The following is a 13,714-nucleotide window of genomic DNA, read 5'->3' as shown; positions in this document are numbered from 1 at the left end:
CCATGCGTCCCGCACACCCCCACGGTGGGGAGTCGTGCTACTGCCGAGTGCCGCATCCCGGGCAGAAGGCCGCGCCGTCCGGCACGACGGCGGAGCAGGCGACGCATGCGGTGGACTGCGCCAGGTGATAGCCGCAGCCGGAACAGAAAGCGGCGCCACGGGTCTCGGTGCGGCACTGCGGGCAGACCAGCTGCCGGGGCGTGGTGGGGTCGTACCGCTGTCCGGTCTGTTGACCCACGGCGTACGCCCGCTGCGAGGCCATGTCGTTCAGGCCGCGTTGCTGGGCCGCCATGGCCTCGGCCGCGGTGTCCGGGGCGCAGTTCAGGCACAGGCCCTGCGCGGCGTTCCAGCAGCGTCCGCAGACGTAGTGGGTGCATCGCGCACAGCGGTTGAAGTGTCCTTGGGCATTGCCGATCGCCCGCTCGAAGGCCCTGTCGCGGGCGGGCCCCCAGCCGGCGCCCGCGAGTCCGTCGGCCGCGGAGGTGAGCCCGCCGCCGGCCCGGCCCAGCAGGCTCCAGGCCATGTCGACGCCCTTGCCCAGCCAGGTGGCGGCCCGCTCACCGGCGTACGGCTCGAAGGGCGAGCGCCAGGTGTCGTAGCAGCGGGAGCACGAGAACTCGAACTGGAAACCAGCCCCCGTACCGCTGCGCTCGCACAGGTCACGGTAGTTGTTGCTGAAGTAGATTTCACTGCTCATGTGGTCCCCCCACAGTTCAGGCCATCGGCACACTGCCCTACGACGCCGGCGGAAGGCTACTGGTTCTCGCCATCAGCGAGGCATTCGGCCAACGGCAGGGCCGCCCGCCACAGCTCCGTCGGATATCACCGAGCGGGCCGGCGGCGAACGCGGCGGCGAGACGCTTGGACAGTGCGGTAGGTCATGCCGTGCTGCCTCTGGGTGGAGCGTCGGCTGTGGCCGGCGTCCAGCAGTTCGCGGACGGCAGCGTGTCGGGCCCGAGTACGGTCGGCCAAACGGTGCCCGGCCGGTCACGGTGAGCCGGACGGCTCATCGGCTGGGGAAGCTTCGGCTACTGATTGCGGCGCCTCGGGGACGAGGACGCGCAGGCAGCGGCGGTGCTGGGCGACGGCCCGCGCCGGATGCTCACGGCGGGGCGATGCCCCACTCCGGTCGGCAGAACCGGCAGGGCTCGATGCTCGGGGCGGTGAGCTTCTGCTGGGCGACGTGGCCGATGTTGACGGACCGCGGAGCGCAGTCCGGAGGCGGGCCGCCTCCCTTCACCTTGCGCTGCGGCTGCTGAGGCGGACGCTCGGCACGGGCGAGAGCCCCTTGGACGCCACCTACTACTTCCTGGACCGCCACGAATCCCGCGCTGGGAAGCCGGCGGGACGTCAGCGGATGACCTCGCCGACGGCAAGATCCCGACAGCGTCGAGCTCAGGCCGGGAAGCCGTAGCCGTAGCCTTCAGCGTCCAGCTGGTTGAGGAGACGGGCGAGCGCCTGCACCGTCTGCGAACGGTCACCTCCGCCGTCGTGCATCAAGATGATCGCGCCGGGTCGCAAGTTCTGGTTGATGTTGCGCAGGATGCCGTCCACGCCCGGGCGCCGCCAGTCGTTGGCGTCGTCGCTCCAGCCGAGCGGCTGCAGGTGGTTGGCGCCGGCTATCCCCCGGATCGTCGGGCTCCAGTCGCCGCCGGGTGCCCGGTAGTACATCAGCTTCAGGCCGTATCCCGCGGCGTTTGTTATCTCGCGCTTGGCGTCGACGATCTCGTGGATGTTGTACTCGACCGACTTGCGGTCCTGCTGCTCGTCATGATGGACCGAGTGGTCGCACAGCCGGTCCCCGTTCGCGACGATCGCCTTGGTCAGGTACGGGTAGCGCTGGGCGAGCGGCCCGATCTCGCAGAAGGTGGCCTTGGCGTGGTGCTGAGCGAGGAGGGCGAGCACCTGCGGGGTCCACCGCGGGTCTGGGCCGTCGTCGAAGGTGAGCGCCACGGACCTGCCGCTGCCCTCCACCCCGTGGCCGACCAGCGCGTCGGAGCCCGCCGGAGCGCTCGGCAGTTGCCCGAAGGTGTTCGCCGAGCCCGATGGCGAAGCGGGCCTGGACGGCACCGCGGCCGAGCCTCCGTCACGGCCGGACTGCGTTGCTCCTGCCGGGCGGCCGGATGCCGACGCGGACGGGGAAGCGTACGAGGGCGACGGCGCCCGGGACGGCGAGTGCGGCCTGGAAGAGGAGAGCGTCGTCGAGGGAGTCACGCTGTGGGGCGAGCTCGGGGGTGTGTGGCCGCCTGCGTGGTGCCCGCACGCCGTGATCACGGCTCCCGCGATCGCCGCTGTGAGGGCGGTTGCCGTCGCCACTTTGATTCTGGCCAACGCCACAGGTCTACCTCCGTCGGCACCACTCGGTGCTCAAATCGGTGTTTGTACTGGTCATGCCGAGGCAGGGCAGAGCGCAGGAGCGCTGCCGGTCGACGGCACGGCGGCATCCATGGTCGGGTCCGCTGGTGATCTACGTCCCTGTGGGCCAGCGCCCAGGGGTTACCGGTCGCTCCATGTGCTCCGAGGGGTCGGTCCGGCGGTGGGCTTCGTCGCCCGGCCCCGGACCCCGCTGTCGATGGAGATGGCTGGTACATCCGGTTTAGGCATGATGTCCGACCACATTAAGGGAGGCCTGTCGCCTTGCTTAATAATTCCGGCCTGTGAGGAATGTCGCTTTGTTTCTGAAATGTAAGGGCCGGGGCCTGAATCAAATCCGTCGGCATCGAATCGGAGCAGGTCAAGCAGGAGAAGTCAGGGGCCGTAACACTGTGTGATGGCCTGATCGGCCCGGTACGCCCGTCGGCCGAGTGCGTGAGCAGACGCCCCGCGTGATGCATGGGCCGGTCCGATCGTGCCGGGCGGTTCACTCGATCGCCGTGCGTGCGAGGCGCGTCCGGCCGGGCGGCCAGCACTGTGGAAGTACAGGTCAGTGCAGTGCGGTGCACCGGCGCACGAGCGAGTACAGGGACGGTACCCGTGGCGGACGAGGCGACCAGGACGACGACCGGGAACGGGGCGACGGCTCACGAGGTGCCGACCTGCCTGGTCACCGGCGCGAGCGGCTATATCGGCGGTCGGCTCGTGCCCGAGCTGCTGGACGCCGGGTACCGGGTACGCTGCCTGGCGCGCACGCCGGGCAAGCTGCGGGACCATCCGTGGGCCGCCCGGGCTGAGGTCGTCCAGGGCGACGTCCGCCACGCCGCGTCCGTGGCACGGGCGATGAACGGCGTGGACGTGGCCTACTACCTGGTGCACGCGCTCGGCACCGGCCGCGACTTCGAACAGACCGACCGCGAAGCGGCCCGCGTCTTCGGCGAGCAGGCCCGCCGGGCCGGCGTCCGCCGTCTCGTCTACCTCGGCGGGCTGACCCCCGAAGGGGTTGCCGAGTCGCGTCTCTCCCCCCACCTGCGTTCCCGTGCCGAGGTGGGCCGCATCCTGCTCGACTCGGGTGTGCCGACCGCGGTCCTGCGCGCTGCCGTCGTCATCGGTTCCGGCTCGGCCAGTTTCGAGATGCTGCGCTACCTCACCGAGCGGCTGCCGGTGATGGTCACGCCGCGCTGGGTGCGCACCCGCATCCAGCCCATCGCCGTGCGGGACGTCCTGCGCGTCCTGGTGGACTGCTCCCGTCTGCCCGCCGACGTCAGCCGTGCCTTCGACATCGGCGGCCCGGAGGTGCTCACCTACCGGGAGATGATGCAGCGCTACGCCGCCGTCGCCGGGCTGCCCCGGCGGCTCATCCTGCCCGTGCCCGTGCTCACACCCGGTCTGTCCAGTCAGTGGGTCGGCCTGGTGACCCCGGTGCCCGCCTCGATCGCCCGCCCGCTCACGGAGTCCCTGCGCCACGAAGTGGTCTGCCGGGAGCGGGACATCGAGCGGTACCTGCCCACTCCGCCCGGCCATCCGCTCGGCTTCGACCAGGCAGTCGCCCTGGCGCTGCAGCGCGTCCGGGAAGCCCAGGTGGCAACGCGCTGGTCCTCGGCTTCCGTGCCGGGCGCCCCCAGCGACCCCCTGCCGACCGACCCGGACTGGGCAGGCGGCAGCCTGTACGCCGACGTGCGCGAACGCGAGACGGATGTGGCGCCAGATGCGCTGTGGCAGGTGATCGAGGGCATCGGCGGTGAGAACGGCTGGTACTCCTTTCCACTGGCCTGGATCGTGCGCGGCCGGCTCGACCGCCTCGTCGGCGGCGTCGGCCTGCGCCGGGGCCGGCGGGACGCCCGGCGGCTGCGGATGGGCGACTCGCTGGACTTCTGGCGGGTGGAGGAGATCGAGCACGGCCGGCTGCTGCGGCTGCGCGCCGAGATGCGGCTGCCGGGTCTGGCCTGGCTGGAGATGCGCGTGGACGGCAACGGCGGCGGGCCTGTCCGATACCGGCAGCGGGCGCTGTTCCATCCGCGCGGATTGCTGGGTCACCTGTACTGGTGGTGCGTCTCTCCTTTCCACGCGATCGTCTTCGGAGGCATGGCGCGCAACATCGTCCGCGCCGCCACCCGCGTCCAGCACGACCGTGCCCCGCACCGCTGAGCCCCTCACGGCCGGCCACCGCTGCCGCGCCGCGCGGCCGGAGGACAGCGGGGAGAGGATGAGCCCATGCGCGTCTCGGTCGTCCTGTTCACCTCCGACCTGCGCCTGCACGACCACCCGCCGCTGCGCGCGGCGCTGAAGTCCGCCGACGCGGTCGTCCCGCTCTTCGTGCGCGACCTGGCCGTCGAAGCCGCCGGGTTCGCCACGCCGAACCGCAGCGCCTTCCTCGCCGACTGCCTGGCCGACCTGGACGCCTCCCTGCGCGAGCGCGGCGGACGCCTCGTGGTGCGCTCCGGCGACCTGGTGGAGGAGGTGTGCCGTACGGTGCGGGAGGCCGACGCCGACGAGGTGTACATGGCGGCGGCGCACAGCGCCTTCGCCACCCGCCGGGAGGACCGGCTCCGGCGGGCCCTGGAGTCCGGCGGCCGCCGCCTGTTCGTCCACGACGCGGTCACCGTGGCCGTGCCGCCCGGCGAGGTGAGCCCCTCCTCGTCGGACCACTTCGCCGTCTTCACGCCGTACTACCGACAGTGGGCCCAGGCCCGTCTGCGCCCGGCTGTGGCCGCTCCGCGTCGCGTGCGTGTGCCCGACCGGGTGCACGGCGAGCCGGTGCCCGCCCGGAGCGAGGTCACCGGGGTCTCGCCCGCCCTGCCGCCCGGCGGAGAGACCGAGGGCCGCAAGCGGGTGACCGCCTACTGGCGGCACGGCCTGGACGCCTACGACGACACCCGGGACAACCTGGCCGCCGACGCCACCTCCCGGCTCTCCGCGCACCTGCATTTCGGTACCCTTTCCCCGGCAGAACTGGTGCACCGCGCCCGCCGCCGCGGCGGACCGGGCGCCGAGGCGCTGGTACGGCAGCTCGCCTGGCGCGACTTCCACCGTCAGGTGCTCGCAGCCCGCCCGGACGCCGCCCGCGCCGACTACCGGACAAAGGGCGACCGTTGGCGCACCGAGCGCACGGCGAAGGCCGACATCGAGGCGTGGCGGGAAGGCCGTACCGGCTGCCCGGTGATCGACGCCGCGATGCGGCAACTGCGCCACGAGGGCTGGATGCACAACCGGGCCCGCCTGTTGACCGCGAGCTTCCTGACCAAGACGCTCTACGTCGACTGGCGCATCGGCGCCGCCCACTTCCTGCACTGGCTGGTCGACGGTGACATCGCCAGCAACCAGCTCAACTGGCAGTGGGTGGCCGGTACCGGGACCGACACCCGGCCGGGCCGGGTCCTCAACCCCGTCACCCAGGCCAAGCGGTACGACCCCGACGGCACCTACGTCCACCGCTGGGTGCCCGAACTGAGGAACATCGACGCGCCTGCAGTGCACGAGCCGTGGAAGCTGCCCGGAGCAGACCGAGCCGCGCTCGACTACCCCGACCCCATCGTGGACCTGCGCGAGGGCCTGGACAGGTTCCGCCGGGCCCGCCACCTGCAGGAGTGACCACGGCCGACCCCGACCACGGTGGATGTCGAGTGCGTGGTGCCCCTTGAAACCCTCTTCATGGCACAGGTCGAGCCGCTCCAAGTCCTCGGCGAGCACTCTCCCGCACGGATCAGCGACCTCGCGGACGCCGGCCGCGAGAAGCTCGCCGCCTGGACGACCGCCCACGAACGCCGCATCGACGCCGTTCTCGCCCCGCTCGACGAGAGCTCCCGGTCAGCCGTCACCAAGCCGTTCGGATGGTGCGGGCTGCGCCGTTATGGATGCCGGCCGGGGCCGGTGAAGCTCGGCGTGGGAGTGGGTGACGTGCTGCCGGTGGTGCCGCCGTCGGTGGTGCCGCCGAGCAGGCCGCCGTCGCCCGCGCCTCCGGTTCCGCCGGTGGTGGTGGAGGAGGTGTCGCTCGGGGTCGGGCCGGGGCAGTGCTTCTTCCGCCCGTGGCACGGCCCGGTGGTGGTGCTCGGCGCGGCCGTGGTCGGCGTGGCCGAGGGTGTGCTCAAGGTGGCGGAGGGCGTGGGGGAGGGGGCGCCGTATTCGTCCGTGCTCCGCCCCAGTTGTGGCGCGGGTGGGAACTGCTGTACGGGCTGGCCCTGGAGGGCGGCGGTCATGTACGCGGTCCACACCTCGGTGGGCATGTCGGCGCCGAAGACCTTGGAGTAGCCTCCGACGCCCTGCATCGACTGCAGGCCGGCGTTCTTCGGGTCCTCCTTGAACATGGCCACGGAGGTGACCAGTTGCGGGGTATAGCCGATGAACCAGGCGGACTTGTAGTCGTCGGTGGTACCGGTCTTGCCGGCCGCCGGCCGGCCCAACGCCTGGGCGTGGGTTCCCGTTCCGTTCTTGACGACGTCCTGCAGGACGTCGGTGACGGTGTCGGCGGTCGAGGACGGCATCGCGGTGGTGCCCTTGGGCTTGTCGAAGCCGGGCAGCTGCCGGCCGTCGGCGATGACCCTGGTCACCGAGTACGGCTCGTGCTGGACGCCGCCGTCGTCGAAGGTGGCGTACGCGTCGGCCATGCGGATCGCGGAGGGGGTGGAGGTGCCGATGTAGAAGCCGGGGGTGTCGTACTGCAGGCTCTTGCGGAGCAGGCCCGCCTGGAGCGCCTCGTGCTCCACGTTGTCGTAGCCGACGTACTCACCGAGCTGGACGTAGGGTGTGTTGACCGACTGCTCCATGGCCTTGCGCAGAGTGATGTAACCCCATTTCGTGGGAACGTCGTTGCGCTGGTGGAGAAATCCGGAGGGGTCGCTGGAGTCCGGCATTACCTGGCCCTGCTGGTTCTTGATGGTGATGCCGTCGTTGCCGTTGAACTTGGAGTCGGGGGTGATCGGTGAGGGCGGCCGGCCCGGGGAGAGCACGGCGCCGTGGTCGAGGGCGGCGGCCAGGTCGATCGGTTTGAAGGTGGAGCCGACCGGCACACCGGTGGCGTCGGCGTTGTCGGTCCAGTGGCCCTTGTCCCAGCCAGGCCCGCCGTACAGGGCCGCGACCGCGCCGGTCGACGGATCGATCGACGCCGCGCCGACCTGGACGTCCTTGTCGGCCGAGCGGTGCTTGGGGTCGAGGTGTTTCTTCTCCATCGCGGCGACGGCCGCCGACAGCGCCTTCACCTTCTTCCTGTCGAAGGTGGTGTAGATCTGGTAGCCGCCGTGGCCGAGTTGCTGGTCGGTGAGGGAAGAGTGGGCCTCGACGTACTTCTTCGCGGCATCCACCAGATATCCGGTCTGCCCGGACATTCCCGCCGACGGCGTGTAGGGCTTGGGTGTGGGGAACCCGGCGGCCAGGTACTGCTGTTCCTGGGCGTCGGTGATCTTGTGGATCTTGGCCATGCGCTGCAGGACGTAAGTCCAGCGGGCCTCGGCCTGCGCTTTGGCCTTCGGGTCGGTGTCGGCGTACATCAGCAGGCTCGGCTCGTTGACCGCGGCGGCGATGAAGGCGCCCTGGCTGACGGTCAGCTGGGAGGCGTGCACGTGGTAGTAGGCACGGGCCGCTGCTTCGATGCCGTAGGCGTCCCGGCCGTAGTAACAGCTGTTGAGGTAGCCCTGCAGGATCTGCTGCTTGGACATCTGGTCCCCGATCTTCAGCGAGATCATGATCTCCCTGAGCTTGCGGGTGACCGACTGGCTCTGGCTGAGGTAGGTGTTCTTCACGAACTGCTGGGTGATGGTGGACCCGGACTGCACCTCACCCCCTGTGGCCATGTGGTAGACGGCGCGGAGCATGCCCTGGGTGTCGACGCCGGGGTCGGTGTAGAAGGTGGCGTTCTCCGCGGCGAGGAAGTCCCACTGCACCGGCTTCGGGACCTCGGCGAGGTCGACGTTCTGCCGGTTCATCGACCCCTGCGTGGCCATCACCGAGCCGTCCGACCAGTAGTAGGTGTCGCTCTGCTGCTGGGTGCTGGGATTCGCGCTCGGGATCGTCGTCGTCGCGTAGGCGTACCCGAGCAGGCCCAGCATGCTGCCGAAGAACAGCAGGAAGGTGCCGGACACCAGCTTCCACGAGGGCAGCCACCGTCGGACGCCACGCTTGCCGGCCCGCGGGTAGTCGATGAGACGACGCCGGTCGGAGCGTCCTGCATTCGCGCGTCGCGAAGCTGCCCGGCCGGAGCGCTCGGGATCTGCACGTCGGGTGCCCGCCGCGCGGCGGCCCCGTCCGCCCCCGCCCCGGGCGGCCCTTCGCGCCTCGGCACGGCCGCCCTGAGGGACGCCGTCCCGGCCGGACGGCATACCGTTTCTTCCCGACGGTCGGCGCCGGTGTTCGCTCATACTCGCCACTCCTCGGCCAGGCACAGGCCCGCCCACCGCTGGGCAGCGGACCGGCCCGCCGGGATGCGGGGGGCGGTGGCCCGGCCTGGCGCGGACTGATCGCTCCTGACGTCGTTCTACAAGTTGTAAGACTAAGTGGTGCCCGGCATGCGACGGCAACCGCCCCCGGGCAAAGTCACACGGCGCCGGGGGCCACAGTGACAACCACGGCGGGCTGCGTCGATCCCGGCGCGGAGTAAGTCTCAGAAGTTCGACGGCGCTGCCGCGAATCCCTTCCGCGACAGCGTGTCTCAGCCTTCGTCGATCTCCTGTTCGATCCAACCCCGGGATCTGCTCAACCAGTCGTCCCAGTCGTCTGTGTATCCCAACCATTCGTTGTGAACGATCGATGCCTCCGAGGACGTCAGACCGGCCGAGGCCAACAAGGCCCCATGCGTGTCCCCCCGCCATTCGCGGAGCGCGTACACAGGGTGCCGGCCCGACAGCAGAGCATTCTGTGGCCGGGGCGTGGACACGCCGGAGCGCAGCGGGAGCCGGGCGCTGCCGATGGCACCGGCCGTGAGGACGACCTCGCGAGCGGCTCGCGCGGTGTGCGCGGGGGACCTGCACATCACAGAGATCCCACAAGAACTGTCCCTACGGTGCCTCGGCGGAAGTCGGCGAACTGGGGGGAGCACCATGGATCGTTCACGTCGTCTGGGCGGACGTTACCGTCTGGATCGGGTCCTGGGCCAAGGGGGGATGGCCGAGGTATGGCTGGCGTACGATCTGCTGCTGTTCCGGCCGGTCGCCGTGAAGACGCTTCGGCCGGAACTGGCGGCCGATGCCGAACACTGGGCGCGTTTCCGCCGTGAGGTCGTCTCGACGGCCCTGTTGGGCCACCCGTGCGTCGTCGCCGTCTACGACGCGGGCGAGGACACGATCGACGGTCACCTCGTCCCGTACCTGGTGATGGAGTACGTCAAGGGCACCACGCTGCTCGAATCCGTGCGCGAGTCATGGATCACCGGACCCGAGCACGCCCTGGAACTCACCGCCGGCGTGCTGGAGGCGCTCGATCACGCCCACCGCCACGGCATCGTCCACCGGGACATCAAACCGGCGAACGTCATGCTCTCCCACGAGGGCACCGTGAAAGTGACGGATTTCGGCATCGCCCGCTCGGTGGAACAGGCGGGTACGACCCTCACCCGGACCTCGGTGGTGGTGGGTACGGCCGAGTACCTCTCGCCGGAACAGGCCCGGGGCGAGCACGTGGACGTCCGCACCGACCTGTACTCGACCGGCTGCCTGCTGTACGAACTGCTCACCGGCCGCCCCCCGTTCACCGGTGACACTCCGCTGGCCGTGGCCATGAAACACGTCGCAGAGCCACCGGTGCCTCCCTCTGCCCACGCCCCGCAGCTGTCTGCCGCCTACGACGACCTGGTGTTGCGCGCGCTGGGCAAGGATCGTGCGGACCGGTACCAGACCGCCGAAGAGATGCGCGACGCCATCGGGAAGGTACTGGCCGGTCGTGCCACGGCGGTTGCCTCGCCGCTGCCGGCGCCACCGCCCCGGGATCCCGGGAGAGAACGCCCCGTGCGCCGACGGCGCATCCGCCGGCCACTCCAGGCGATGGCGGTGCTGCTGGCAGCCGCCGCGGGCACCTACGTGATCACCGGATCCCATGTCTCTGCTCGGCCCCGGGTCGCGGCACCCTCGCTGATCGGCGAGACGATGACCGGAGCCCGAGCGAGCGCCGAGGCAGTCGGCGTACGGGTCCAGATCCGACACCGAGTGTGCCCTCGCCCGGGCACGCCCGTCGGACGAATATGTGAGCAGACACCCTCGCCCGGCAGACAGGTGTTACGTCACGCCGTCCTGTGGGTCACGCTGTCGCCCGGCACGCCTCACCAGAGGTAGAGCTTGCCTTGCGAGCTTGCCTTGCGCCACCAGAACCGTATCGTCAGCCGTCAACTCGCTCCGCGGCTTCGCTTTCGGAGTCGCACTCCCGGCTGTACGACCTCTCGTAGTTGTCCACGTTGTCCGGGGACACGAGATACACGGAGTTCGGTCTCACTAGGCGGCCGTCCGGCTGGAGGGCCGGTGTCGCGGGTGCCGTCGTCGACTGTTCGGGGTTTGCCTGTAGGGGGGTTCGGGTGTGTCCTCGGGCTCCGGGCCGTCGTTGCTGCCTGTGTGGTGGGCGTCGGCTTCGTTCTCGACGTCTTCGTCGGGCTGCTTGCCGTACTGGTGCGAGGTGTGAGTGGAGTGCGTCGGCGGTGCGCGACTCCTCGCTGATGGTTGTGGTCGTCCGTGTGGCTGGTGTCTGACTCGGATGTGCGGATGGTGGAAGGTCCGGAGTCAGTGGGCGTGGCCTCCTGCGCACCGGCGCCGTCGCTGCTGCTGGTCCGCCGCACCCCCGACCGGCGAGTGCGCGCTCGGCTGTCGTGGCCCCGTCGTTGTCGGTGAGGGTGACCAGCTTGGCTTGGACGCTGTTTCAGATGGTGCTGCAGGAAACGCTGCCGCTACCGTGCTCCTACCGGTCTCAGGCGTTGGTGTGCCGAGGTTGGGACAGGCTTCCGCATGCTCAGTCCTTCATCCAAGCCCCTCGCCGTCGATCACCGCGGCAACCGGCTGGTCTCATTCACACTCGGCGCCGAAGACGTCCTCCCGGGTGGTGCTCCCATGCCCAGGGCTCTGACTGCCTTGTGGCACGGCGACGAGGTCGTCATGGTCTACGACCGGTTTCGGGGTCAAGGGGAATTACCTGGTGGCCTACTCGAGCCGGGGGAGAGCCCCCGCCAGGCGGCCGTTCGTGAACTTGCCGAAGAGAGCGGGCAGGTGCCCGGGGATCCCATCGAGGACGCACCGCCCGTGCCTTGGGCCCTCGTCTGGCGTACCTCCGATCCGACACCATTGATCCGGGCCTTCGCCGAAGCCGTCGAGGTTGCCACTTCCGGTCGCACGAGCCCCGACGAGGCTATGACGTAGTCGTCGTCGCTCCGCGGCCCCGGCCGCTGGTCCTCGCCTGCGCGGCATGCCGGACGGGTTCGGTTACCGGCCGCGCCCTGCGGTCGGTCGGTTCCGGCGTCGGGCGACCCGAGTGCGGTCCGGCCCCGCGCTCGGCCCGTGAGGTCCGGTACCAGGACGAGCAACGACGTCGGTGAGCGCAGCTGTAGCCGCGGCTCACCTCCCGGTCCTCAGGGACAGAACGGCCCGCAGTGGGTGGACTCAAGTCGCCCAAGAGAACGTGTAGTTCGTGGAAGAGATCGGCGCTGATGAGGCGACCGAGGCGGTTGGCGAAGGGGGCGAGCCGCTCGCGCCATCGCCGATCTCTCTCGAAAGGAGCTACATGGAACTGGCGGGTTGGGTGACCGTCGGTACGGCGGCGGTCGTTGGGGGTTTTCACCGTGGTGGGACATCTCTTCGACCAGGTACCGGCACTTGCCCAGAAGTTGATTGTTGCGATTCGGTCTGTCCGTGCCGTCCGCGACGAAGTAAAGGCCGGCCGCAAGTGATCACCGGCCCCGCCGACAGACCCCCTTACCGCGGGCGGGGCCGGGAACTGCTCGGTCCTCGTTGCGTTGCCGTACTGGACAAGCCCGTACACCGTCGACCACCGGCAGTGGCGCGGGGTGAGTACGCGGATCCACGAACTCCGCGCCGACGGCGTGGCCGCGTAACCCACCCCTGGTCAGCTCCGCTGGAAGAACTCCACCTCGGCGAGCGCGACATGCCGCCCCCGGGAGAGCCCCGTGACCGACCCCAGCACCAGCCGCACCTTCACCACGTTGTCGATACCGGTTGCGACGGTCTGGTCCCCCGCCTTGTCGCTGAGGTCGATCTCCTTGTGGTGCATCGAGCCGTCCGCCGAGGTGACCTCCATGTCCATGCGCAGCGCCCGCGCCTCACGGGCGTACTCCTCGGGCTCCTTCGAGGCGCCGTTGGTGATGATGAGGTCGACCAGCCGGAACGGCTTGCCGAAGGTGTACGTGATCGAGGCTCCGGCCCCCGGCGCCCCCCAGTAGCGGTTGCTGAGCCCGTCCGTGGTGTCCTTCGCCGGGTGCCCTGGCACCCCGGCATCGGCGTGAATGGCCACCGGGGTGATCGGCTTGGCGCCGCTGAGCTTGTCCCGGGTGTCCTCGATCAGGGCCCGTCCGGCGGGCAGCAGGAAGAAACCGCCCACGCAGAGCGCCAGGATGACCGCCAGTGTCACCAGCACCCGGATCCACCGCCCGGACCCTGCCCGCACCTGGCGCCGGAACGGCCAGATCGTCCGCCACCAGGGCAGCGGCTCGGGGGCCGCCGCCGGGGTGAGCGGGCCGGCACAGCGGCGGCAGAACCGGCGGTCCGGCGGATTGGGCGTGCCGCACACCGGGCACGGCACCCCGGCCACCTCCTCCGGCGCGAGCACGGGCCGTACGACGGGCCGCGGCGCGACGGGCTTCGCCGGCTGCACGGGCGCGGGCTGCGCGGGGGCCGGCTGCGGGGCGGAGGGCGGCGCGGGGGCCGGCTGCGGGGCGGAGGGCTGCGCGGCGGCGGACGGGTCGGTGGAGTCGGACGAAAGAGCCGAGGGCAAGGGCTCGCCGTCGGGGCGGCCCGAAGATGGCATGCGCGCGGAGGAGCGGTCCGCACCGCCGTGGCCGCCGCGGGTCTCGCTGCCGGTGCCGGTGCCGGTGCCGGTGCCGTTGCCGGTGACGATCCGGCCGGCGCTGTCCGGGTCGGCACCGCTGCCCGCGGCATACCCGGCACGCGCGTCACTGTCGGGTGTCGGTGCAGGCGCAGGCACAGACACAGGCACCGGTGTCGGATCGGATCGGGGTTGCGCTCGCGGTCCGTCGCCCTCCGGCGGAGGCGTGGGCGTTGGTGTTGGTGTTGGTTCAGGCGTGGGCGACGACGCGGACGTGCTTCGCGAGGCCTCCTCGGACCAGCCCAGATACGAACCGCAGTTCCTGCAGAAGTCCTCGGCGGGATCGTTGGACGCCCCGCACACGGGACAGGCGCGCATG

The 13,714-nt window shown here is 70.6% G+C and carries 9 protein-coding genes; 4 read left to right on the top strand and 5 right to left on the bottom strand.

Going from position 1 to position 13,714, the window contains the following annotated elements:
* Positions 1-37: 37 nt before the first annotated feature.
* Positions 38-697 (bottom strand): zinc ribbon domain-containing protein, encoded by a 660-nt coding sequence (locus FB563_RS00290; protein ID WP_055707640.1) that lies wholly within the window; start codon positions 695-697, stop codon positions 38-40.
* Between the two features lie 698 nt (positions 698-1,395).
* Positions 1,396-2,070 carry a polysaccharide deacetylase family protein gene (locus FB563_RS00285; protein WP_234357835.1) on the bottom strand — a complete coding sequence of 225 codons (675 nt, stop codon included), beginning with the start codon at positions 2,068-2,070 and terminating at the stop codon, positions 1,396-1,398.
* A gap of 957 nt (positions 2,071-3,027) precedes the next feature.
* Between FB563_RS00285 and FB563_RS00280 the strand changes: the two genes are divergently transcribed.
* Complete coding sequence (locus FB563_RS00280; RefSeq protein WP_055707668.1) at positions 3,028-4,521, top strand: SDR family oxidoreductase; 1,494 nt, start codon at positions 3,028-3,030, stop codon at positions 4,519-4,521.
* A gap of 66 nt (positions 4,522-4,587) precedes the next feature.
* Positions 4,588-5,964 carry a cryptochrome/photolyase family protein gene (locus FB563_RS00275; RefSeq protein ID WP_142218386.1) on the top strand — a complete coding sequence of 459 codons (1,377 nt, stop codon included), beginning with the start codon at positions 4,588-4,590 and terminating at the stop codon, positions 5,962-5,964.
* A gap of 257 nt (positions 5,965-6,221) precedes the next feature.
* Here the strand turns inward: FB563_RS00275 and FB563_RS00265 are convergent, their stop codons facing one another.
* Positions 6,222-8,447, bottom strand: coding sequence for a transglycosylase domain-containing protein (locus FB563_RS00265; protein ID WP_324615884.1), 2,226 nt, complete (start codon positions 8,445-8,447; stop codon positions 6,222-6,224).
* 566 nt (positions 8,448-9,013) lie between these two features.
* Positions 9,014-9,334, bottom strand: coding sequence for a helix-turn-helix domain-containing protein (locus tag FB563_RS45370; protein WP_055709654.1), 321 nt, complete (start codon positions 9,332-9,334; stop codon positions 9,014-9,016).
* On the opposite strand from FB563_RS45370, the gene FB563_RS00255 reads away from it, so the two are divergent.
* Together FB563_RS00255 and FB563_RS45080 are read left to right on the top strand one after the other, a co-directional pair.
* Positions 9,270-10,628 carry a protein kinase domain-containing protein gene (locus FB563_RS00255; protein ID WP_324615883.1) on the top strand — a complete coding sequence of 453 codons (1,359 nt, stop codon included), beginning with the start codon at positions 9,270-9,272 and terminating at the stop codon, positions 10,626-10,628. The genes FB563_RS45370 and FB563_RS00255 overlap by 65 nt on opposite strands.
* A gap of 660 nt (positions 10,629-11,288) precedes the next feature.
* Positions 11,289-11,696 carry an NUDIX hydrolase gene (locus FB563_RS45080; protein ID WP_079049071.1) on the top strand — a complete coding sequence of 136 codons (408 nt, stop codon included), beginning with the start codon at positions 11,289-11,291 and terminating at the stop codon, positions 11,694-11,696.
* Positions 11,697-12,399: 703 nt separating this feature from the next.
* On the opposite strand, the gene FB563_RS43450 is transcribed toward FB563_RS45080, so the two are convergent.
* The gene (locus FB563_RS43450; RefSeq protein WP_244328986.1) at positions 12,400-13,494 is read right to left on the bottom strand and encodes an NADase-type glycan-binding domain-containing protein; all 1,095 of its coding nucleotides are present in this window, start codon (positions 13,492-13,494) and stop codon (positions 12,400-12,402) included.
* Between the last annotated feature and the right edge of the window lie 220 nt (positions 13,495-13,714).

This window comes from Streptomyces puniciscabiei (genome assembly GCF_006715785.1).
GTDB lineage: Bacteria > Actinomycetota > Actinomycetes > Streptomycetales > Streptomycetaceae > Streptomyces > Streptomyces puniciscabiei.
This window is presented reverse-complemented; position numbering and strand designations above follow the sequence as displayed.